This window comes from Symbiobacterium ostreiconchae, assembly GCF_055396975.1.
Map to the genome: position 1 here is coordinate 854,842 of NZ_AP042454.1, position 18,347 is coordinate 873,188.

General features: G+C 65.3%; 34 protein-coding genes and 1 tRNA gene. 4 read left to right on the plus strand and 31 right to left on the minus strand.

What is annotated here, in order from left to right:
* Positions 1-4: 4 nt before the first annotated feature.
* The 21 genes from ACZ5UM_RS04215 to ACZ5UM_RS04315 all read right to left on the minus strand — a co-directional run bounded on the left by ACZ5UM_RS04215 (position 5) and on the right by ACZ5UM_RS04315 (position 8,287).
* Positions 5-472, minus strand: a complete 468-nt coding sequence (locus ACZ5UM_RS04215; protein ID WP_464847114.1) for a helix-turn-helix domain-containing protein — start codon at positions 470-472, stop codon at positions 5-7.
* Positions 469-1,104 (minus strand): sigma-70 family RNA polymerase sigma factor, encoded by a 636-nt coding sequence (locus ACZ5UM_RS04220; RefSeq protein WP_464847115.1) that lies wholly within the window; start codon positions 1,102-1,104, stop codon positions 469-471. Before ACZ5UM_RS04220 ends, ACZ5UM_RS04215 begins: the two co-directional genes overlap by 4 nt.
* A complete protein-coding gene (locus ACZ5UM_RS04225) occupies positions 1,077-1,244 on the minus strand; it encodes a hypothetical protein (RefSeq protein ID WP_464847116.1) in 168 nt (55 codons plus the stop codon). The genes ACZ5UM_RS04220 and ACZ5UM_RS04225 overlap by 28 nt, the downstream gene beginning before the upstream one ends.
* Positions 1,241-1,453, minus strand: coding sequence for a hypothetical protein (locus ACZ5UM_RS04230; protein ID WP_464847117.1), 213 nt, complete (start codon positions 1,451-1,453; stop codon positions 1,241-1,243). Before ACZ5UM_RS04230 ends, ACZ5UM_RS04225 begins: the two co-directional genes overlap by 4 nt.
* A 4-nt stretch (positions 1,454-1,457) precedes the next feature.
* Positions 1,458-1,610 (minus strand): hypothetical protein, encoded by a 153-nt coding sequence (locus ACZ5UM_RS04235; protein WP_464847118.1) that lies wholly within the window; start codon positions 1,608-1,610, stop codon positions 1,458-1,460.
* Between the two features lie 53 nt (positions 1,611-1,663).
* The gene (locus tag ACZ5UM_RS04240) at positions 1,664-1,864 is read right to left on the minus strand and encodes a hypothetical protein (protein WP_464847119.1); all 201 of its coding nucleotides are present in this window, start codon (positions 1,862-1,864) and stop codon (positions 1,664-1,666) included.
* 218 nt (positions 1,865-2,082) lie between these two features.
* A complete protein-coding gene (locus ACZ5UM_RS04245; RefSeq protein ID WP_464847120.1) occupies positions 2,083-2,625 on the minus strand; it encodes a hypothetical protein in 543 nt (180 codons plus the stop codon).
* Between the two features lie 113 nt (positions 2,626-2,738).
* Complete coding sequence (locus ACZ5UM_RS04250) at positions 2,739-3,329, minus strand: hypothetical protein (RefSeq protein ID WP_464847121.1); 591 nt, start codon at positions 3,327-3,329, stop codon at positions 2,739-2,741.
* Entirely contained in the window at positions 3,326-4,156 is an 831-nt protein-coding gene (locus ACZ5UM_RS04255) for a hypothetical protein (protein WP_464847122.1), read from the minus strand. Before ACZ5UM_RS04255 ends, ACZ5UM_RS04250 begins: the two co-directional genes overlap by 4 nt.
* Positions 4,157-4,172: 16 nt before the next feature.
* Positions 4,173-4,379, minus strand: coding sequence for a hypothetical protein (locus tag ACZ5UM_RS04260; RefSeq protein WP_464847123.1), 207 nt, complete (start codon positions 4,377-4,379; stop codon positions 4,173-4,175).
* Positions 4,366-4,671 carry a hypothetical protein gene (locus tag ACZ5UM_RS04265; RefSeq protein WP_464847124.1) on the minus strand — a complete coding sequence of 102 codons (306 nt, stop codon included), beginning with the start codon at positions 4,669-4,671 and terminating at the stop codon, positions 4,366-4,368. The genes ACZ5UM_RS04260 and ACZ5UM_RS04265 overlap by 14 nt, the downstream gene beginning before the upstream one ends.
* Positions 4,671-5,066, minus strand: a complete 396-nt coding sequence (locus tag ACZ5UM_RS04270; RefSeq protein WP_464847125.1) for a hypothetical protein — start codon at positions 5,064-5,066, stop codon at positions 4,671-4,673. Before ACZ5UM_RS04270 ends, ACZ5UM_RS04265 begins: the two co-directional genes overlap by 1 nt.
* Before the next feature lie 26 nt (positions 5,067-5,092).
* Positions 5,093-5,317, minus strand: coding sequence for a hypothetical protein (locus tag ACZ5UM_RS04275; protein ID WP_464847126.1), 225 nt, complete (start codon positions 5,315-5,317; stop codon positions 5,093-5,095).
* 11 nt (positions 5,318-5,328) lie between these two features.
* A complete protein-coding gene (locus ACZ5UM_RS04280) occupies positions 5,329-5,550 on the minus strand; it encodes a hypothetical protein (RefSeq protein ID WP_464847127.1) in 222 nt (73 codons plus the stop codon).
* A 12-nt stretch (positions 5,551-5,562) separates the two neighbouring features.
* Positions 5,563-5,952 (minus strand): single-stranded DNA-binding protein, encoded by a 390-nt coding sequence (locus ACZ5UM_RS04285; protein ID WP_464847128.1) that lies wholly within the window; start codon positions 5,950-5,952, stop codon positions 5,563-5,565.
* Positions 5,909-6,184, minus strand: a complete 276-nt coding sequence (locus tag ACZ5UM_RS04290; RefSeq protein WP_464847129.1) for a hypothetical protein — start codon at positions 6,182-6,184, stop codon at positions 5,909-5,911. The genes ACZ5UM_RS04285 and ACZ5UM_RS04290 overlap by 44 nt, the downstream gene beginning before the upstream one ends.
* Positions 6,181-6,516, minus strand: a complete 336-nt coding sequence (locus tag ACZ5UM_RS04295) for a hypothetical protein (protein ID WP_464847130.1) — start codon at positions 6,514-6,516, stop codon at positions 6,181-6,183. The genes ACZ5UM_RS04290 and ACZ5UM_RS04295 overlap by 4 nt, the downstream gene beginning before the upstream one ends.
* A gap of 42 nt (positions 6,517-6,558) precedes the next feature.
* Positions 6,559-7,356 carry a phage antirepressor KilAC domain-containing protein gene (locus ACZ5UM_RS04300; protein ID WP_464847131.1) on the minus strand — a complete coding sequence of 266 codons (798 nt, stop codon included), beginning with the start codon at positions 7,354-7,356 and terminating at the stop codon, positions 6,559-6,561.
* Positions 7,353-7,700: a hypothetical protein gene (locus tag ACZ5UM_RS04305; RefSeq protein WP_464847132.1), complete on the minus strand. Its 348-nt coding sequence runs from the start codon at positions 7,698-7,700 to the stop codon at positions 7,353-7,355. The genes ACZ5UM_RS04300 and ACZ5UM_RS04305 overlap by 4 nt, the downstream gene beginning before the upstream one ends.
* Positions 7,697-7,912 carry a helix-turn-helix transcriptional regulator gene (locus ACZ5UM_RS04310; RefSeq protein ID WP_273381732.1) on the minus strand — a complete coding sequence of 72 codons (216 nt, stop codon included), beginning with the start codon at positions 7,910-7,912 and terminating at the stop codon, positions 7,697-7,699. Before ACZ5UM_RS04310 ends, ACZ5UM_RS04305 begins: the two co-directional genes overlap by 4 nt.
* Complete coding sequence (locus tag ACZ5UM_RS04315) at positions 7,913-8,287, minus strand: helix-turn-helix transcriptional regulator (protein WP_464847133.1); 375 nt, start codon at positions 8,285-8,287, stop codon at positions 7,913-7,915.
* 58 nt (positions 8,288-8,345) lie between these two features.
* Here ACZ5UM_RS04315 and ACZ5UM_RS04320 point away from each other — a divergent pair, with 58 nt between their 5' ends.
* Together ACZ5UM_RS04320 and ACZ5UM_RS04325 are read left to right on the plus strand one after the other, a co-directional pair.
* A complete protein-coding gene (locus tag ACZ5UM_RS04320; RefSeq protein WP_464847134.1) occupies positions 8,346-8,789 on the plus strand; it encodes a helix-turn-helix domain-containing protein in 444 nt (147 codons plus the stop codon).
* A 214-nt stretch (positions 8,790-9,003) separates the two neighbouring features.
* A complete protein-coding gene (locus tag ACZ5UM_RS04325) occupies positions 9,004-10,041 on the plus strand; it encodes a beta family protein (RefSeq protein WP_464848276.1) in 1,038 nt (345 codons plus the stop codon).
* Here the strand turns inward: ACZ5UM_RS04325 and ACZ5UM_RS04330 are convergent.
* Positions 10,017-10,892: a sce7726 family protein gene (locus tag ACZ5UM_RS04330; RefSeq protein ID WP_464847135.1), complete on the minus strand. Its 876-nt coding sequence runs from the start codon at positions 10,890-10,892 to the stop codon at positions 10,017-10,019. The two genes, ACZ5UM_RS04325 and ACZ5UM_RS04330, sit on opposite strands and share 25 nt — an antisense overlap.
* Positions 10,893-11,115: 223 nt before the next feature.
* Here ACZ5UM_RS04330 and ACZ5UM_RS04335 point away from each other — a divergent pair, with 223 nt between their 5' ends.
* On the plus strand, positions 11,116-11,607 hold the full coding sequence (locus ACZ5UM_RS04335; RefSeq protein WP_464847136.1) for an ImmA/IrrE family metallo-endopeptidase: 492 nt from the start codon (positions 11,116-11,118) through the stop codon (positions 11,605-11,607).
* Positions 11,608-11,631: 24 nt separating this feature from the next.
* Entirely contained in the window at positions 11,632-12,789 is a 1,158-nt protein-coding gene (locus tag ACZ5UM_RS04340) for a tyrosine-type recombinase/integrase (protein WP_464847137.1), read from the plus strand.
* Between the two features lie 123 nt (positions 12,790-12,912).
* Here the strand turns inward: ACZ5UM_RS04340 and ACZ5UM_RS04345 are convergent.
* The 9 genes from ACZ5UM_RS04345 to ACZ5UM_RS04385 form a co-directional block, all read right to left on the minus strand.
* A tRNA-Leu gene (locus tag ACZ5UM_RS04345) sits at positions 12,913-12,999 on the minus strand.
* A gap of 102 nt (positions 13,000-13,101) precedes the next feature.
* Complete coding sequence (locus tag ACZ5UM_RS04350; protein ID WP_464847138.1) at positions 13,102-13,461, minus strand: septum formation initiator family protein; 360 nt, start codon at positions 13,459-13,461, stop codon at positions 13,102-13,104.
* Positions 13,458-13,691 carry a sigma factor-like helix-turn-helix DNA-binding protein gene (locus tag ACZ5UM_RS04355; RefSeq protein ID WP_464847139.1) on the minus strand — a complete coding sequence of 78 codons (234 nt, stop codon included), beginning with the start codon at positions 13,689-13,691 and terminating at the stop codon, positions 13,458-13,460. Before ACZ5UM_RS04355 ends, ACZ5UM_RS04350 begins: the two co-directional genes overlap by 4 nt.
* Before the next feature lie 145 nt (positions 13,692-13,836).
* Complete coding sequence (yabQ, locus tag ACZ5UM_RS04360) at positions 13,837-14,355, minus strand: spore cortex biosynthesis protein YabQ (protein WP_464848278.1); 519 nt, start codon at positions 14,353-14,355, stop codon at positions 13,837-13,839.
* Between the two features lie 47 nt (positions 14,356-14,402).
* A complete protein-coding gene (gene yabP, locus ACZ5UM_RS04365) occupies positions 14,403-14,738 on the minus strand; it encodes a sporulation protein YabP (RefSeq protein ID WP_464847140.1) in 336 nt (111 codons plus the stop codon).
* 119 nt (positions 14,739-14,857) lie between these two features.
* A complete protein-coding gene (locus ACZ5UM_RS04370) occupies positions 14,858-15,151 on the minus strand; it encodes an RNA-binding S4 domain-containing protein (RefSeq protein WP_464847141.1) in 294 nt (97 codons plus the stop codon).
* 60 nt (positions 15,152-15,211) lie between these two features.
* On the minus strand, positions 15,212-15,481 hold the full coding sequence (locus ACZ5UM_RS04375) for an HU family DNA-binding protein (protein WP_464847142.1): 270 nt from the start codon (positions 15,479-15,481) through the stop codon (positions 15,212-15,214).
* A gap of 101 nt (positions 15,482-15,582) precedes the next feature.
* Positions 15,583-16,671, minus strand: a complete 1,089-nt coding sequence (gene mazG, locus ACZ5UM_RS04380; protein WP_464847143.1) for a nucleoside triphosphate pyrophosphohydrolase — start codon at positions 16,669-16,671, stop codon at positions 15,583-15,585.
* A 14-nt stretch (positions 16,672-16,685) separates the two neighbouring features.
* The gene (locus ACZ5UM_RS04385) at positions 16,686-18,296 is read right to left on the minus strand and encodes a putative polysaccharide biosynthesis protein (RefSeq protein WP_464847144.1); all 1,611 of its coding nucleotides are present in this window, start codon (positions 18,294-18,296) and stop codon (positions 16,686-16,688) included.
* Between the last annotated feature and the right edge of the window lie 51 nt (positions 18,297-18,347).

An 18,347-nucleotide genomic window follows, 5' to 3' on the forward strand; every position in this document is an offset into this window, starting at 1 on the left:
CCTCTCACTCTCCAGCCGCTCGCCGCCGGGGCCGGCCGGGCCGCCCGCTCGACAGCCCAGCGCGGCGCAGGTGGCGGTAAACCGTGTGGTCGTTCAGGTAGCCCAGCCGGTCTGCGATCTCCCGGACCGTGTATCCCTGGAGCCGCAGCCGGACCATTTCCCTCACCGGGGCCGCATTCCGCCGCCGGCCGATGGGTTCCACCAGCTCCACCCGCAGGCCCCGGTTGAGGGCGTCTGCCACCATCCGGCCCAGCCGAGTGCAGTGGTACGTGATTGTCTTGGACCGGCCGCCTTTCTCCCGGCGGATCAGCCCACTGGATAGCAGGCGCCGGTTGAAGTTTCCCAGCTCGCCTGCCGTCCAGTCCAGCTCGTACTGCGCTGTCTCGGCCGTGATCACCCCGTGACGCCATACCAGGAGGAGCAGGTCTCGCTCCTGGCGGATAAGCGGCGACGTGTCCAGGAACTCGCTCATGCGCTCAGCGCCTCCCGGCGGCGCAGCAGTTTGCGCCTGGCCCGCTGCAGGGCGTTGTCGATGGCCTTCGGGGTGGTGCCCAGGGCCCAGGCCGCCTCGGCGTAGGACTGGCCCCGCGTGATCCGCAGCACGGCCTCCCGCTCCAGGTTGCTGAGCCCCTGCAGGGCGCCGGCCACGATCCAGGCATTCTCCAGGCGGTCCTCCGCCTCGATCACCCGCTCAGCCGGGTCGCTGTCCGGATCACCTACGATGTCTCGGAGGACCAGCGGCCGGGACTCGTCCCTGGCGCCGGCCAACGGCGTGTCCAGCGATATCGCCCTGCTCAGCACCTGGTGTTTGAGCCGGTTCGCCTTGGTCTGGGCAGTAATCATCGCCCGGGTCACGCACATCTCTGCGAACGCAGCGAACGCCATGCCGCCGTCCGGGCGCCAGTGGCGTACCGCCCCCCAGAACCCGATCATGCCCTCCTGGACCAGGTCGTCCTCGGCGGCGCCGGCCAAATACCATCCCCGGCGGCGAATCATCCGCCGGACCATGCGCCTCCCCTGTTCGTACAGCTCCTCATCCACGGGATCGCCGGCCCGGTGCCTCGCCGCCAGGCCATCTAGGCGCTGTGCCCACTCTGCCGCCACCGGATCACCTCCTCCACGGGGGCCGTCAGGACTCGGGGTAGCAGGTGCCTGTCACCCGGGAACAGCCGGCGCTGGATCCGGCGTAGCCGCTCCAGCCTGCGCTCCTCCGGCGTCATGGTCCGCTCGATGGTGTAGATCACAGCGTCCTCGCCCCCTCGAACAGGTCCTGCACCCGGCGCCTGGTCATCCGCTGTGTGGGCCGCTGCTCGTTCCGCTTACGGCTCCGGGCGTTGCGAAGCTCGGCGCAGTGCTCGCACATGGACCGGCCCTCGACTGCTTGCCGGCGCAGGCACTGGATGCACCACCCGTCCGCCCGGGCCGCCTCGTAGCCGCTCGTGTACCGGGGCACCGTCCTACCCCCTCCGCAGCACACGGATGGCCCCATGACCGGTGTACGCCACCATGGCGGCCACCGCGGCCCACAGAGCCGGCCCCAGGCGCAACAGCACCGTGAGGTGCCGCATCGTATTCGCGGCCACAGTCTGCATCAGTGTCGCTACCGGCATGGTGATCCTCCTCCTGCCTCCTGAACCGTGTGCCCACGTAGCGCACGGCGCGCTCATCCGCCGCTACGCCTCCTCCACTCGTAGTAGCCGCACTCCCGCAGGAGCGGTTGCACGTCCACGGCCTCCAGCCGGCGGCCCAGGCCCACGGCCAGGGCCCACATCGACCGTTTGCACCGGATGCCATCCGGCTCAGAGTCCAGCCACCGGTGCAACCACCAGCAGGCCGGGACGTTGTTCCAGTCCTCGTTCCGCACCGATTCCACTGCCCGGCCGATCAGGTGTGCCCTCGTGATCTCCCCTGGGCCGGCCGAGCATCCGCACACGCATGGGAGCTGGTGTGTAGCCCTCTCCTGCCGGCGGTCGGCCGCTCTCAGCCGGCGCCCCCGGCGTCCCACCCGGGCCAGGGCGGTGATGGAGCGGGTGAGGGAGCGGCTGGCCCGGAGCGGTGTCCGGCGGCGGAGAGGTGTCCGCCTCAGAGCTCCCATCCCCAGACCACCTTCCCGCCGGCCGTCTCCCCGAGGCAGCGGGCTCCGGCGCCACGGTAGAGACCACCGTCGTGGCCCACGGCCGGGTCAGAGAAGCTGAGCAGCCACCGGGGCCGCCACTGCACTCGCCCGGCCACCACCTCGGCCCAGTCGTCGCCCTGCCGCATCCGCCTGACCACCTCCCGGAGGATCTCCGGCGCCAGGTCGGGCACAGCCGGCCAGCGTAGATCGTCGGCCACGAAACACCGGGCGATCTCCAGGGCCTGGAGCGGCGACTCCAACCCCAGCTCCGGCGGGACTCCGGCCGGGAGGGCGTAACGGATCGTCACGGCAGCCGCCGGGTACCATGGGTGTGGGACCGGGCGCAGGGCGGGCAGGTCCAGGTAGTAGTGCAGGCGGATCTGCCTAACGCCGATGGGGTCGGCCTGGCCCCGGGCCAGGTAGTGGATCTCCCGCCATACCCTCATTACCCGGCGAACCTCAGCCGGCGTCCGAGCCGCCCGGAGCCACTGCCGCACCACACGACGCATCTCGCTCCTGCTGAGTGGGTTGAACATGAGCCGGCCGCCGCCGGCCAGGTACGCAGTCTCCTGTAGGGCCGTGCTGTGCCTGGCTCCCTCCCAGCGAGGGAGGGCAGTCGTCCTCATGCCGAATCCGCCTCCTCGGTGCGAACCATCCCCGGTGTTGGCAGACTCTTCACATCGAACCCGGGTGGCCGGAACCGTTCAGCCAGCATCCCTGTCAGTTCCCGGATGGGCGCCGGGAGGAGTGCGGCCTCCCGCTCCCGTTTGGTCATGGTCTGGTACATCCGGATGAACTGGGCCCGGTCGACGTTCAGGGTCTCGGTCATCACCGACTGGCAGGCGTTCGCCCATGAGCCCCACATCGCCACCACGCACCGGCCGATGATCGGGTGGCTCCATTCCGGCGTCCGGGTATACCCCGTCCGCTGGAGGTGATGCACCACCTCTCCCCATGCCTCCTCGGCGTCCGGGAACTCTGAGGGGAGCAGGGAGAGGGCAGCACTCCGCAGTTCGGCGATGCTCGGTGGGTACTGGCTGGTCGCCACGTGTTTCGCCAGGGCCGCGTCGGCCAGTTGGTAGTCGATGTCCTGGAGCATGCGGTGCCAGGTGGCAACCATGGCGGCCATGCGGGGCTCCCCGATGTCCCGCAGCCAGTTTGGGTAGGCCAGCATGGCCGTCGCCAGGAGCCGGGCGCATTCGTCCTGGGTCACGCGGATCCACCTCCGATGATCGCCATGAGAGCGTCAAATCCCCGGGGCTCCTCACGCTTGGGTGCATCCCTGGACCGGTTCTGCCGCTGCTGTTCTGCCTCGAACCGGCACAGGTCATCGACGGTGCGGATGTTGTAGGGCTGGAGATCAGCGATCCGCTTCAGCGCCCACGCGGCCGGGGCCGACCGTTTCAGCTCGATGGCTCGCTCGATCATGGCGATGATCAACTCGTGGGTGACACCCTTCTCGATGAGGGCGTCGGCGTCAGCGATCTCCTTCGCGGTTGGGTGGCGCGTCGTGCGTTTGTGGTACCAGAACATCCAGTTGACCGGGGCGTTGTCCGGTGGCTCGCCGGGCGGCGCCCCGCCCGCTTCCCCCTCTTCCCCCGGTACGGTATGGTTAGGTTCGGTACGGTTAGGTAACTGCTCACGTTCCTGCGCCTTACCACTCACGTTATGCGCACGTGATGCTAACGCCCTGGAACGGGCCTGCCGCATACGCTCCCGCTGCTGTTCCCTCCGCTCGATGAGCTTGCCGGCGTAGTCGTGCCAGTCGTGGATGCGGAGTGAATCGCCATCCCGATCCAGGTAGCCAACCGTTACGGCTGCCTCGACGAACAGGTCAGGATCCCCTGCCCACCCGGCGCCCGCCGCCACCACAGCCGGTGGGAGGCCGGTGAGGTCGCCGTCCTGGGCGTTGTCCAGGGCCCAGCACCACAGCTGCATCATGTGTGCGGCCGCGTAGGCGGGGGGCAGCCCGAGCGCATGTCCCAGCATCAACGTTTTGCGGTGAGTCCAGACTGATTGGTGGAGCTCGATCCAGGCCATCCGCCCGCCTCCTCCGCTAGATCCACCCCAGCCACCTCGCTAGGGCCGGGGCGCCGTGTTCGATGATCCACGCCGTCACCATGACCCAGCCCCAAAACGTGAGGCCTAGCAGAAGGCCGGCTGCCGCGTTCCTGCCGAACTCCCGCAGATCCCTGGCGGCCCGGGAGCGGGCCAGGCGCTCCAGGAGGTTGCGCCGGCCAGGGGAGAGCCTACGAGTTGCCATCATCGGAATCACCCCAGGAGACGTAGATCCTGCCAGAGCAGGCCGGGCACTCGATGTAGCGGGTGCGGATGTCGTCGACGTAATATTGCCCGGTGAGGAGGTTCACGCGGACTCCATCCGGCCGAGGCGGATCCCCGACCTCCACTGTCGGGTGCTCCTCCACGAACCGCCTGGCGGTTTCGAGCATCGCCACCGCCTCCTGGTCGATGAGCACCCGGGGGCGTTCGTCCTCCCACGTGATCTGAGCGCCGCAGGTGGTGCATCCCCGTGTGAGGGTGAAACGGACAGGCATCACGCCGCACCTCCCAGGCGCTGCAACAGATCCGTCCGGGTGATGCCGTGCAGCCGGACGTGGGTGCCCTTCTGACCCAGGGACCGTACCGTCACCAGTCCAGCGGCCGCCAGTTTGCGGAGCGCCTGCACCACCACGCTCCTGGTCCCGAGGCAACTGTCTGCAATACGGCTCGCAACGATGACTCCGCCGGTCTCCTCAGGCAGTGCGTCGACCAGGCGCCGGACCATTATCAGCTCCGAGTACGAGAGCGAGGCGAGCGCGGCATCCATGCGGGCCTCATGGGCCTGTACCACCGTGCTCAGATCGTCCAGCAGGCAGATCAACTCGCCCGGGGAGATAACCCCGTTCTGCGCCTGCCGCCTCATCCGCTCGATGCGCTGCTGCAGAGTCACAGGACACCTCTCCTCTCCGTCGTGATCTACCGTCGTGCCGCCCGGCGCCGTGGCCGGGGGGCTTTCTCTGTGCTCCGCCACACCCGAATCACCCGATCCAGATCGGCCGGATCTGCGCCACGCCGGCGCCAGGCCGTTGCCAACTCCACCGCCGTAGCCTCGTCCATGCCCTCCCGGATCAGCCGGCGAGCGACCTGGTACGGTACATCGGCCGCCAGCACCACCCGGGCCGCGATCCGTGACAGCCACACCGGGTCGACCCTCATAGGCGGACTCGCCTCCGCTGTGCCTGCCCGGCCTGCCGCCAGGACTCGATCACCTGCTCAGTCGACAGGCCGCGTCGCCTCCCCCACCGCAGCCACTGGATCGCCTCCATCTCTCTCATCCCGGCCGCCAGGCACTCCCGGGCCGTGGCGGTGGACACCCCCGCCAGGTCTGCGATCCGCCCCACCATGCTGGTGATGAATCCCGGTTCGGGTATCATGTGCACCACCCTCTAGAATGGCACGTCGTCGTCGGGCGCCTCGGTCTCCTCACCCATGGGCGGGGACTGATTGCCCTCCTGCTGCTGGGCCCGTTCCAGGAACTGCACCCGCTGGGCGACTACCTCGGCCCGCTCCCGGCGCTGGCCGTCGTCGGTGGTGTATTGCCGGACCTGCAGCCGGCCCTGGACAGCGACCAGCAGGCCCTTCTGCAGGTAGTTGGTGACGGCCTCGGCTTGCTTCTCCCAGCAGACGATGTTGATGAAGTCCGTCTCCCGATCGCCCTGCTGGTTGACGGTGCCTCGGTCAACCGCCAGCCGGAAGGTGGCTACGGCCTTACCTGAGGGCGTATACCGCAGCTCAGGATCCTTGGTGAGGCGGCCGATGAGGATCACGAAGTTCATGCCGACACCCTCCAAGTTGCCGGATCAGCCACTCCATCTGCTGCTGGCAATCACCCAGACTGCTTTCGTACAACTGAACCGTGCCGCCGCCGGCCAGGAAAGCTACAACTTCATACCGGGACGGGGCGTCTGAAGGCCTCTCCTTCTCCCGAACCCGAATGCTGATCACGTGATCCAAATTGATCAGGGCACTGACCAGTTCACCGTCGTGAATGGCAAGCCACTCGTTCACGCGCCCACCTCCTGCACCCGCTCCAGCCTGGGCTCCTCACTCGCCAGGCGCCAGCCGACTGCCGGCAGCTCCTCGGTGGCCACCCGGGCCGTAATGCTGAGGCCTCCTGCCTCCGCCCGCACTTCCCAGGATCCATGTCGCCACTGCGGCTGTGCGACGGTCGTCCCAGGTAGCCGGGCGATCTCGGCCAGGTTCCTGCTGCTCACGTGCACGGTGGTCTGAGTGATGCCGTCTCCCCGCACGTGCACCGACCAGATGCCCAGCCGCTCCAGCGTCACCACGGCCTCCCGCAGGGCCTGCAGATCCTCCTCGGTCCACTGGCGCCGCTCCATCCTCTCCCTCCTCTCGAACTTTTCTGGAAGGTCACGCCATCGTTATTGGTGCGAGGCCGTCTCGACTACCCTCAGGGCCCGCTCCGGGCGATGGTAGGCGTCCCACCGCTTTTGCAGCCAGGCCAGGCCCTTGCCGGTGACCAGGGTCTTGGTAGCCAGATGCACGTTGCCTTGCCGGTCCGTCCACGTCTGCTCGATCACCCGGAAATAGCCGGCGTCGAGGTACTCCTGGTACGGCTGGTTGTCGGCCATCAGGATCCGCTGACCACGGAGCCAGGCGAATAGCCGGTTCTGGCCGGTCCCGAGGAGCTTGGCCGCCTCCCTGATGCTCATGGCGTCCCGGCTGGAGGCCACCCGGTCGTGGAACTCGGCCTTGGGGGTCAGCTCCTTGACCTTGGCCTCGGCGGCCAGGCGGGCGTTGCGCTCATCCCTGTACCTGATGGTGAGCTGGACGAGGAAGTCCGGATCCTGCAGGAGCTGCTCCACCGTCAGGGTCAGACCGGCACGGTACCGCTCCTCGACCTCGATCAGGTACTTCCTGATCTGCCGCCCCCGCTCGTTGTTCTCGACCATGGCGATCTCTTTGGCGCAGTTGACGGTGAGCCAGTACTCGATCCGCGGACGGCCGCCGGTAGGGGTTTTTGATAAGGTTGTCAAAAAGTCGGTGCCCTCGGTGAAGCCGTAGGTCTCCAGGCGGTGCTTGATCCAGTTGGCAAACTCCTGCCTGCTGCCCAGGGCCTCATGCAGTTCCCGTGCACTGACAAGGCGGCGACCGTTGGCGCCCTCATACACCGGGATGAGGCCGTTTTCCACGATCCGCACGTCTGCGGTGATATTCACCTTCGCTCACCCCCTCTGTGGATCTCGTAGGCCCGCCGCACGCTCTGGATGACCGCCTCCGCCAACTCCCGGCTAGGCCAGCAGCGTTGGAACGCCCTCACCAGTTCCGGGTCGGCCGCTTCTCCGAACAGGGCCTCCTCGATGGCGTCCAGCCGCTCCTCGGTAGTACTTGCTCGGCACCTCGCAAACAGGTCGTCGCAGAGCTGGCGGAACAGCCGCATGGAGTCTCTGCGCTCCTGCGGGGCCGCCGGCGCCGGACCTCTACGCCAGATCTCGTAGGCGATGTATCGGGGACTCCAGACGATCTCCCCATACATCACCCCGACGTCAACCCGACCGCTCATGCCGACCGCCCCTCTGCTCCGGCCTCCGCCATCTCGTTCATCCGCTGCCGGAGGGCGTCGACGGGGACCCGCAGGCACCGCTCACCGAGGCGGACGGAGGGGATAATGCCGGCGTTGATCAAGGCGTAGGCCCGCCACGTCTTGATGCCCAGGAGCCTTGCGGCCTCAGGCACCGTGACCAGGATGGGCTGCTGGGTCGTGGTGTCAGGCACTCAGGAACACCTCCGTTCACGGGTGTCGCCGGTTGGTCTCAACGATTCGTTGATTTCATGGGCAGAAAAAAGGTCATGTACCGGTTTCTGCAAGACCTCCGCTATGCGCATTGCCAAGCGAAAAGAAGGAGTTCGTCCATTTTCGATTGCGCAGTAGTACTGCTCGCTGACGCCAACCCGCTCGGCTACCTGCTTGGCCATCAACCCTTGACGAATCCTCTCGATCTTGAGTGCTGTGTCACGGGCCACGGTCTCACCCCCCTCAACGAATAGTTGAATCAACCTGAGTTGAGTGTAATTCAACGAACGGTTGATGTCAAGAGCGGGTTCAACATTCTCTTGAAACGACTTCAACCGGTGGTTTAAGAGCGCCATAATATGACTGTAACGCTGGGTCCCAGGGGAAAGCGGCCTAATACGAAGCAGAAGGGAGGTGCCCCTGATCGTGCCATTTGGAGCTCGACTCAAGCAGCTTCGGCTGGAGCGCGGCCTCACCCAGAAGGAACTCGGTGGAATGCTCGGGATCACGGGTGCTGCGGTCTCAGCCTGGGAGATCGGTAAGAACCAACCAGACTTCGCGATGCTCCAGCGGATAGCAACGATATTCGGGGTCACCGTTGACTATCTGCTAGGTCGTACCGCTATTTCCTCTGAAAGGAAACGCACCAATCTAACAGTGGACAACCCCGGACTCGCAGAGGGTCCTGGTTCTGAAGGGCCGCGTAGCTCCAGTCTAAGCAACGGTGACGATGACGAACTCTACGTCGTCTTCCGAGGCAAGCGCCAGGAACTGAGCCCGGAGTACAAGCGCCTCTTGATCCTAATGATGGAGGATGCCAACCGGAAGCTTCGCGAGGAGCAGGAGAAAAAGAAGTAGCCAGCCATCGCAAGTGGCTGGATATTTGTGTATTCCTTTTCATCGTGTGGCAATTGCCATTTAACCAGCAAGGGGGCGATCTCTAAGAACCGTGTATCAGGTATGATTTGCTGCCTTTGTGCGTGTACGCATAAAGCTGGTGCAGAAAGGAGCGAGTGTTGTGCCGCGCAAATCATCGCGTAGTTCGCGTACTGTGGTTTCAATAAACGAAGTCATGCGAAACCTGAAGTATGTGCCTGTCCTTCGGTACCGTAAGGAGGAACGGGGAGCCCTCAAGCAGGTCAGGTTGTCATCCAAGACCCTACCGTTGATTGAGATCGTCAAGGAGCGCCCAGCGTCCAACATGAAGGGGGACTTCGCGACAATCTACACCAACGATCTTCGAACGTTGGCGCATCCTGTGATGGTGGACTTTCCGACCTACTTGCCTCTCGGTTCGTCAACCTCTCAAGAGGTGGCAAACTTCCTTCGTCCGGTGCAACTTGATCCTACTCGCCGTATCGATCTCTTTCGAACACTTGCTTCGGTGCCCGATCTCGTTCCTGTAGTCACCTATAACCCCCAGATTCCTTTCGTACCTGGCATAATAACAAAAACAGCAAGGGAATTGCGCGAGACGTTCGCTCGCCTAGCTTTTCGATTGTTCGAGAGGGATTTCTCTTCGGCGCTCCGGGAAGTCACTACTGTGGCCCAAGCCGGCGATATCGTTGTCCTGGATATCGACGATGCTGCTCACACGAGCCCAACCGTTCAGGGCCTTTATGGTCAGATAACGGCGCTGAAAGCTAACCCTGGATGCAAGACGGTTCTGGTTCGCTCTGCTATCGACGACACAATTACAAACGTTGGACTGATAGACGACCAGCCGATAGCAGCCGCTGACAATAGTCTCCTAACTTCATACAACCGCTACGGGTTCGACGCATTTGGCGACTTCGCTGGCATCAAGAAAGATCTGCTTCACGATGGCGGAACAATCAGCCCTGGGTTCATCTTCTACGCGTGGCACACCAACGAGTTTGTAGGATATCGAGGTCGAGTTAAGAACCTGTGGGAGTTCAAAAGGCATATTGGCCCGACCGTACTAGCCTCACGCTACTACGCCCGCTATGGAGCGAACCACCACTCAAGCTGCCCAGGCTGTCAGACGATCAACAGTATCGTAAATGGCCCTGAAACCGGTCGAAGTCAGGGCCTCTGGAAACGTATCGCCGTTATGCACTACCTCTACACCATGGAAGAGTATTTGTAGTAAACCCACTTCGGATCGGCTTCTGTTCGGTAGAAGGCCTGTATATCGACCGGCTCAACCTGGTCAAAAATCGACTGAAGGTAATCCCACTGCTTCTTGTACTTCCGCTTCACCACTGCCTTGAAATAGGCATTGATCTGTTCCGGATCGCATTTCCGAAGGACGAGCGCAGCTCGCTCGTCCTTTCTTCGCGGGTCGGGCAGCCGGGCCTGACGAAGGACCTCAGCCAGGTCTTTGCTCGATAGGTTCCTTACCTGTGCCTCTGCAGTTACCATTTTGCTCCGCTCTGGGGACCGAAGCGTGTACAGTTCAATCCGAGAATCGACGATCGCATAAACTTGGATCCCGCAGAACTCCGGCACAAGCTCTAGTGCCCGTTCCAAATGGCTTTCGTGGACGACCGCACTAACGTGCTCGAACACCTTGGCATAGTCTTCCATCTGACGGGCCAGCTTGTCCAACCTGTCGAACTCGGTCTTCACCTCAAATGCATATGACTCGCCGTTGATCCTGGCCAGGTCAACACGGCTCGTGTCGACACACATCTCGAAGATCGTAACCTCGTCCGGCTGGCCGACTCGCTCTTTCACAAGGTGATACTTCACCACCCGTTCAGCCGGGTAGTATCGCAGGAGCAGATGGTTGACGACGTGATGTCCCGTGTATTCCCGACTCAGCGCAACGACTTCAGGATATTCGTCAGGCGGAAACACGGAGAACAGCATGTCCCAGACGATGACATCGGGCATGAAGGTAGTATATGTGTCATTTATTGCTCTAGCTCGCGCCACCATCGCAGATAGACCCTCACTGCTCTCTACACGCCGGAGAAATGAGCATGGCGTCGTCATGTGCTCGGAGCCACCTCCTGCAGTTCGGCGTGTCGGTTCATGGATCATTATAGTTCTCTGATCCCGGCGAGTCTATCGGCCTGCTGGAGTGGAATTTCGACGCCCGTAGACCGCCGTAGGGCTGGCAACGCGGCAATTCGCTCACAACTCCCGAAGCTTTGCAACAGGAAAATGCGCACCATCAAGCGAACATATGTTCGTAAGAAGGGAGGTTGTTCCTCGGATGGTTGCCCTTGAAACTGACCTCGACATCAACCCCCCAGCAGACGTAGCGCGCTTCTGCCTCACTGAACTTGGACTCCAGCCCCCGATCCACGTGGTCACCGTTGCCCGAGCATGCGGAGTTCCCGTTCTGCCGCTGCCGCCCGGAGGTCCGCTAGACGTTGACGCCTGCCTGGCCTACCACCCGCCCGACTGTTGGGCCATCTTCGTGTCGCCAGGCCGTGGGCATGGTCGTCGGCGTTTCAGCATCGCCCACGAGCTGGGGCATTACCTCCTCCACCGCGACCTAATCGCAGCTGGGATGGCACCGGGCCCCCAGCATGAACGAGAAGCTAACGAGTTCGCCGCGGAACTGCTAATGCCCGAGGAGGTAATCCGTAGGGCTGAAGTGAACCAACTGGCGGAACTGACTGGTCGTTTCCTGGTGAGTCGGACAGCACTGCAGGTAAGATTGGAACGTCTGGGGATCCTACCCCGGACTATCGCCTGCTAGGCCGAAGGAACGGAGGGGGAGAGAATGGCTGAGAGGAGGAGGAAGCGCGGCCAGGGCGAGGGCTCGATCTATCAGCGGGCCGACGGAGTGTGGGTCGCCTCTGTCAGCCTGGGCACGGAGAACGGCCGGCGCCGGCGGCGCACAGTCTATGGCCGCACCAAAACGGAGGCTAAGCAGAAGCTGCAACAGTTGATCGCAGAACTGCAAACAAAGGGCACCCTGCCCGACCCTACCAGGTTGACGGTTGCGCAGTACCTCGACCAGTGGGCACAGTGGGCCGCCGGCACCGTGCGGGCCTCGACCATGGAAAGTTACCGGGTCAAGTTGGAGAAATACATCAAGCCTGCCCTCGGCCACATCCAGCTGGACAGGCTCCAGCCGTTCCATATCCAGGCCCTCTACGATCAGATGCTGGCGTCCGGGCTGAGCAGGCGCACCGTGGAGTACACCCACGCGATCCTGCGCAGGGCGATGCGCCGGGCCGTAAAGCTCCGCCTCATCCCCGCGGCTCCCACAGACGGAGTGGATGCCCCCCGGGCTGAACACCGCGAGATGACCGTCCTAACCCCAGATCAGCTGCAGCAACTCGTTCAAGCCCTGGCCGATGACCCCCTCGGCCCGCTCTACTACCTCGCCATCGCGACTGGTGCCCGCAGGGGCGAGCTAATCGCCCTCCGTTGGGAGGATATCGACTGGGAGAACCGGACCGTCACCATCAACCGGGCGGCCACTGTGGTGAACAACGAAATCCGGTTCGACGCACCCAAATCGAGGCACAGCAGGCGCACGATCCCGCTCACCGAGGAGGCCATCGCGGTGCTCAGGCGCCATCGTGTCGCCCAGGCCGAGCAAAAGCTCAGATTGGGCCCGCATTATGAGGATCATGGGCTCGTGTTTCCGCGCCTCAACGGCCGGCCGCAGGAGCCGAGCCAGGTCAGCAAGCACTTCCGTCTCCTGTTGCAGAAAGCGGGCCTGCCGCATGTCCGCCTACATGATCTCCGCCACACCCACGCCACGCTCATGCTGGCGGCCGGCGTCCACCCGCGGGTTGCTGCCGAGAGGTTAGGCGACACGGTCCAGGTCACGATGACCACCTACAGCCACGTGCTACCCACCATGCAGCAGGAGGTCACGCGGAAGCTTGCGCAGATCCTCCCACCCATGCCTGCAAATGAGAAATGATTCGGTACGGTCTGATGCCATTTGAACCCGTTTGGAATCCCGGTGGCTACAAGGTGGCTACAAAATCGGGCCCGAGACGCGAAAGGGGCTGCAGGGGTCGAACCCTGCAGCCCTTGTCTCATCTGGTGCCCGAGGCGGGACTCGAACCCGCACGGCCGCTGCGGCCCCAAGATTTTAAGTCTCGTGCGTCTGCCATTCCGCCACTCGGGCCCGACTGCGCCAGTTCACCTTAGCTTAGCACGCGCCGGCAGGCGTTTTCAACAGACCAGGTCCTGACAGTGCAGAAGCAGGGCGCCGCTGCGGCGCCCTTGCTCAGTTCATGCCCGGCAGCACCGTCTGGTACACCCGCTCGTCCGGCCAGGTGAAGCCCAGCTGCTTGGCCTTGAGTTCCATCGACTCGTCGCTGGTGACCCGCTCCAGCGTCTCGGAAAGCCGCTGGTTCTTCTCCTGCAGCGCTTTCAGTTCGGCTTCCACCCTCGCCTGCTCCTGCAGGGCCTGCTGCAGTTCGAGTTCTGCCTGGTAAAGCTCGAGCACGCCGATGGAGAGGACGGCGCCGACCGCGATGAACAGCGCGCCGGTCAGCCAGTGCCGCCGCAGGGGGTTTGCCCTGGCTCGCCGGCCTGGCTGCGGCGCGGCCACTGCCGTATCCGCCCTCCTACGGGAAGTCCTCATTCATCTTCCTCCCTGTCGGCGCTGTCAAACAGCCCCAGACTGTCTCCCGGCAGAACGATGACCACCTGGTAGCCCTTGGCCTTCGCCCGGTTGTACAAGGTCGCGACAGTGCTGGCCGCGAGCGAGAGCCGCTTGGCGACCTGCTCGTTGCTCCAGCCCATCTCCTTCAGCACGACGACCTGCCGTTCCCGGAAGCTGAGCCGTTCCGCTCCGCGGATTTCGATGTTCACTGCCGCGTCAGCCCCTGGCTACCTGTTATGCACAACTTGTGGATAGCGTTGTGTACAACCTGAGTACAAGCTGGGTACAAGCTGTGTACGTTCTTATTACCTTCTTCGACAACCGGGAAACTCCTTCTCGCGTCCAGAAACTTCGTCACTCTTTCGGCCCCCGCAGCCAGCGCCGCCACGCGCGGCGGATGCGCCGCTTCGTCAGCAGGTAGTGCAGCCGCAGGCAGCGGTACGGCCCGCGGAGCCTGCGCGCCAGCCAGCCGCCCAGCCACCGCCCCAGGCGCAGGATGAACCCCGCCAGCGCCAGCAGCGGGAACCAGACCAGCCGGAGCGCCAGCGCCCAGAGGAGCCCCAGCGCCCAGGCCAGCGCGTGCAGCAGCCGGTCGGCCAGCCACAGCACGGCGGGGCTGGCGAGCCAGAAGTGCAGGCCCAGGCCGATCAGGAGGCCGACCAGCACGTAGAGCCTGTACTCGCCCCAGTTGCCCAGGAAGAGGCCCGTGCCCACCATGGCCGTGGCCGCACCCCAGAAAAGAAGATCCCCCAGGGCCGCCAGCAGCGGCCCTGGGCGCACAAACCGCCTGACCGCCCGCAGCAGGTCGAACAGCAGGCCGACCCCGATGCCGCTGAGCACCGTCATGAAGAACGCGTAGAACTGAAGCTCCATTCGCAGCACCGGACTGCCCCCCCGCCCCGACTGCCCGTGCCCATCGGCTACCTGAGGAGCCGCTCCAGGAACGACCGGCCGCGCGGCTGCCGTCCGCTGCGCTGCCGCGGGCTGGCGTACTGCAGGGCGGAGACGAAGCCCGCGATCTCAAACTGGCCCTTCTCCAGGTCGAGCTGCTTGATCTGCAGCTCCTCGCCGCGGATCGTGAGCAGCCCCATCTCCGTCTCCAGGTTCACCTCTTCGTCGTCGAAGCTGTCCACGGCCAGCACGCCCGTGATCTGCACCCGCTCCCGGTTGGCAATGCTCAGCGAGTGGGTGCTCGCCTCCTGCTCACCCATGCCGGGGCTCCGGCCCTCCATCCGGTAAGGCGTCCTCTCCTCCACCCGTCACCGACCTCCTCTGCACCCCCTGGCTGGCGGGGGACCTGTCCCATCCCTATGCCGCGGCGCGGGGCATTATGTAAGAAAAGGGACCGCCCCTCGGCGGTCCGCTCGTCTCTTCGTTACTCGGGATCGTCCTCCAGTTCGGGCAGCAGGGGGTCGGGCCTGAACTCCTCCGCGATCACCTCGTAGAGATCCCGGGCCTCGGCGGCGCGCACGTGCTCGCGCACCTCCCGCACCCGCACCGTCAGCTGCCGGCGGCCGAAGTCGATGAACACCGTGTCCTCCGGCTTCACCTCGGTCCCGGCCTTCGCCACCCGGCCGTTGATCTGCACCCTGCCGGCATCGCAGACCTCCTTGGCCAGGGTGCGCCGCTTGATGATCCGGGAGACCTTCAGGAACTTGTCGATCCGCATTTCACCGCTCCTCACACGAAGACCGGACCCCCTTGCGGGGTCCGGCCCCTATCGTCTGGGCTATACGCTCTCCTTCAGATCCTTGCCCGGGCGGAAGGCAGGCACCTTGCCCGCAGGAATCTTGATCGGCTCACCGGTCTGCGGGTTGCGCCCCGAACGGGCAGCCCGGGTACGAACCTCAAACGTGCCAAACCCGACGAGCGAGACCTTGTCCCCCTTCTTCAGGGCCTCCTTGATGGAATCCACGACGGCGTTGAGCGCCTTCTCCGCGTCCTTCTTGGTCAGACCGGACTTTTCGGCGACGCTGGCGACCAGATCCTGCTTGTTCAAGAATCGGTCTCCCCTTTCGAGGTCAGAATTGGGTATGAATCCCGCTGAGCCGTATTCGGCGCAGGTTTCCGGAACTCCTTCCATTTCCTTTACGGTTCTCGTTAATTTCCCCCATATTTTTTCCGAAGTTCGACCCGTTTACCCTCTTCCCACAGCGCATCCATCTCCGCAAGGCTCACATCGGCCGGCTGAAGCCCGTTCTCCGCCAGCCGCTCCTCCACATAGCGGAAGCGCCGCTCGAACTTGGCGTTGGCCCGGGTCAGCGCCACCTCCGGATCGACCTGCAGCTTGCGGGCCAGGTTGACCACCGCGAACAGCAGATCGCCCACCTCGTCCTCCCGTTCGCCGGGGCCGGCCGAAAGCGCCTCGCGCAGCTCCTCCCGCACCTTTTCCGCCGGACCGTCCACATCGTCCCAGTCAAAGCCGACTTTCGCCGCCCGCTTCTGCAGCTCGCACGCCCGGGAGAGGGCCGGCAGGGACCGGGAAATGCCGCCGAGGGCAGACTGGGCGCGCTGCAGCCCGCGCTCCGCCTGCTTGATCGCGTCCCACCGGCGGGTGACCTCCTCCGCCGTGGCCGCGGACGCATCGCCGAACACGTGGGGATGCCGGCGGATCAGCTTCTCGGTGATCCCCGCGACCACGTCCCGCATGTCGAAGCGGCCCGCCTCCCGCGCGATCTGCGCGTGGAAGACCACCTGCAGCAGCACGTCGCCCAGCTCCTCGCACAGGTGGCCGGGATCGCCGTCGTCGATGGCCTCCACCGCCTCGTAGGCCTCCTCCAGCATGTAGCGCCGGAGCGACTCGTGGGTCTGCTCCCGGTCCCAGGGACAGCCGTCCGGCGCGCGCAGCCGGGCCATCACATCCACCAGCGAATCCAGCGGCCACCGGCCCCGAGGCGCCTGCGCCGGCGGGGCCAGGCAAAGGTCTATCCGGTATTCTCCCCAGTTCTGGCCGGTCAAACCATTCAGGGGGACCGCGTGCACGCGCCCGCCCGCGCGCACCTTCACCGGGTGCGCCGGGGCGTAATGCCGGAGCAGCGCCCCCTGTACGGCGCCCAGCTCTCCGGCCGGCACGGCCGGGATCACCAGCGGCAGATCCGCCGGGCCCGCCCAGTCCTGAAGCTGGCCGGCCGGCCGTATCTCCACGCCGTCAGCCGGATCGATCGCAAACGCACGAAGCAGGTCGTCCATCGCCGTGGTCCCCCTTAACCTTCACGCAGCAGTTTGAGCCTTCTGAGCCGGTTGATCGTCGCCGGCGAGATGCCCGGCACCAGCGCCAGGTCGGCCTGCCGGATGCCGCCCAGGGCCAGCAGCGCGCCGCCGTAGACCAGCACGCCGACCGCGATGACGGCGAGGCCCGAAAGCCGCGGCCAGCCGATCGCCTCCCGCATGAGCGGGCTGACCCCGAGGAGCGCGGCCGCCATGAGCGCCGAGGCCACGGCAGGGCGCAGGATGTTCTCCCGTACCCCGAGCCCCAGGCCGAACCTGCGGCGCAGGGCCAGGAGGTTCAGGCCGGCCGACAGGAGGAAGCCCGCGGTGGTCGCCCACGCGGCCCCGCTCGCGCCCAGGGCCGGCACCCCGGTCCACCACCAGGTCAGGACGATCTTCACCACCACGCCCAGGAGCTGGTTCCAGACCGAGAGCCAGATCAGCCCCAGCCCCTGGAGGATGCCCGACGAGGTCTGCTGCAGCATGAGGAAGATCGTCGACCAGCCCAGCGGCGCCATCACGTACCAGCCCGGGCCGGTGAAGAGCACGCCGTAGGCGTCGCGCCCGGCCGCCACCAGGCCGACCGTGGCCGGGAGGCCGATCATCCAGGTCAGCCGCATCGCGGCGGCGGACCGGTGCCGTGCCTGCTCCTCCCTCCCCACCGCCATCGACTCGCTGATGGCCGGGATCAGCGATACGTACAGCGCCTGGGCGAAGATGATGGGCAGATCCCGGAGCTGCGTCGCGTTGGTGATGTAGCTCAGGGCCCGCTTGGCCTCCGCGACGTCGGTGCCGGCGGCGATGAGCCGGTTGGTGATCAGGGCCGTGTCCGCCAGCTGCGTCAGCGGCAGCACCGCGCCCAGGAAGGAGAGCGGCATCGCGATTGCGAGGATCTCCCGCATCAGCTGCCAGGTGCTCAGCCGCTCCCACGATTCCACCCCAGGGGCCACCGTCGTCCACGACCGCATGGGGCGGTCCCGCAGGTAGATCCAGACCATGTAGACCAGGCCCAGGAACACGCCGACGGTGTTGCCCGCATTGAAGGCCGCCGCGCCCAGGTTGAGCGCGATGGGGGTGAGCAGGAAGACGCCGGCCAGGCCGAGCCCTACCCGCCCCACCTGCTCGATCACCATCGTCATCGCGGCGGGCCGCATCTGCTGCATGCCCTGGTACAGGCCGCGCAGCGAAACCTCCAGGGTCACCATGAGGATCGCCGGCGCCAGGGCCAGGAAGCCGGGCGCCGCCTCCGGGAAGCCCTGCACCCGGGCCATCCAGGGCGCCGCCGCAGCGAAGAGAACGCTGAAGATCACCCCGAGAATGCCGAGCACGGTGCCGGAGAGCCGCACCACCCGCCGCGCGCCGCGCAGGTCGCCCACCGCCAGCCGCTGCGAAACCAGCCGGGAGACGGCGACGTTCAGCCCGGTGGAGGACAGGGCCAGGATGAGCATGTAGGGCGCGTTCGGCGGCGATACCAGGGCGAGCCCGTCCTCACCCAGGGGGAGCTGGGCGACGGGGCGGTAGAAGACGCCGAGTATGCGGGAGATCAGGGATCCGGCCGTGATCAGCAGGGCGCCGCGCACGAATCCCTCGGATCTGGACTGCTGCAACGAAGAACCCCCCTGTTTCCCGCCGGGCGGGACGGACGCCTCGGATCCGCG

Bases quoted from the DNA above. Each gene is read 5' to 3' on its own strand.
- ACZ5UM_RS04215 (WP_464847114.1), bottom strand. From the start codon at position 472: ATGAGCGAGTTCCTGGACACGTCGCCGCTTATCCGCCAGGAGCGAGAC.
- ACZ5UM_RS04235 (WP_464847118.1), bottom strand. From the start codon at position 1,610: ATGCCGGTAGCGACACTGATGCAGACTGTGGCCGCGAATACGATGCGG.
- ACZ5UM_RS04245 (WP_464847120.1), bottom strand. From the start codon at position 2,625: ATGCGTCGTGTGGTGCGGCAGTGGCTCCGGGCGGCTCGGACGCCGGCT.
- ACZ5UM_RS04255 (WP_464847122.1), bottom strand. From the start codon at position 4,156: ATGGCCTGGATCGAGCTCCACCAATCAGTCTGGACTCACCGCAAAACG.
- ACZ5UM_RS04260 (WP_464847123.1), bottom strand. From the start codon at position 4,379: ATGGCAACTCGTAGGCTCTCCCCTGGCCGGCGCAACCTCCTGGAGCGC.
- ACZ5UM_RS04265 (WP_464847124.1), bottom strand. From the start codon at position 4,671: ATGCCTGTCCGTTTCACCCTCACACGGGGATGCACCACCTGCGGCGCT.
- ACZ5UM_RS04280 (WP_464847127.1), bottom strand. From the start codon at position 5,550: ATGATACCCGAACCGGGATTCATCACCAGCATGGTGGGGCGGATCGCA.
- ACZ5UM_RS04285 (WP_464847128.1), bottom strand. From the start codon at position 5,952: ATGAACTTCGTGATCCTCATCGGCCGCCTCACCAAGGATCCTGAGCTG.
- ACZ5UM_RS04295 (WP_464847130.1), bottom strand. From the start codon at position 6,516: ATGGAGCGGCGCCAGTGGACCGAGGAGGATCTGCAGGCCCTGCGGGAG.
- ACZ5UM_RS04305 (WP_464847132.1), bottom strand. From the start codon at position 7,700: ATGAGCGGTCGGGTTGACGTCGGGGTGATGTATGGGGAGATCGTCTGG.
- ACZ5UM_RS04315 (WP_464847133.1), bottom strand. From the start codon at position 8,287: ATGGCGCTCTTAAACCACCGGTTGAAGTCGTTTCAAGAGAATGTTGAA.
- ACZ5UM_RS04325 (WP_464848276.1), top strand. From the start codon at position 9,004: ATGCGAAACCTGAAGTATGTGCCTGTCCTTCGGTACCGTAAGGAGGAA.
- ACZ5UM_RS04330 (WP_464847135.1), bottom strand. From the start codon at position 10,892: ATGACGACGCCATGCTCATTTCTCCGGCGTGTAGAGAGCAGTGAGGGT.
- ACZ5UM_RS04335 (WP_464847136.1), top strand. From the start codon at position 11,116: ATGGTTGCCCTTGAAACTGACCTCGACATCAACCCCCCAGCAGACGTA.
- ACZ5UM_RS04340 (WP_464847137.1), top strand. From the start codon at position 11,632: ATGGCTGAGAGGAGGAGGAAGCGCGGCCAGGGCGAGGGCTCGATCTAT.
- ACZ5UM_RS04350 (WP_464847138.1), bottom strand. From the start codon at position 13,461: ATGAGGACTTCCCGTAGGAGGGCGGATACGGCAGTGGCCGCGCCGCAG.
- yabQ (WP_464848278.1), bottom strand. From the start codon at position 14,355: ATGGAGCTTCAGTTCTACGCGTTCTTCATGACGGTGCTCAGCGGCATC.
- ACZ5UM_RS04370 (WP_464847141.1), bottom strand. From the start codon at position 15,151: ATGCGGATCGACAAGTTCCTGAAGGTCTCCCGGATCATCAAGCGGCGC.
- mazG (WP_464847143.1), bottom strand. From the start codon at position 16,671: ATGGACGACCTGCTTCGTGCGTTTGCGATCGATCCGGCTGACGGCGTG.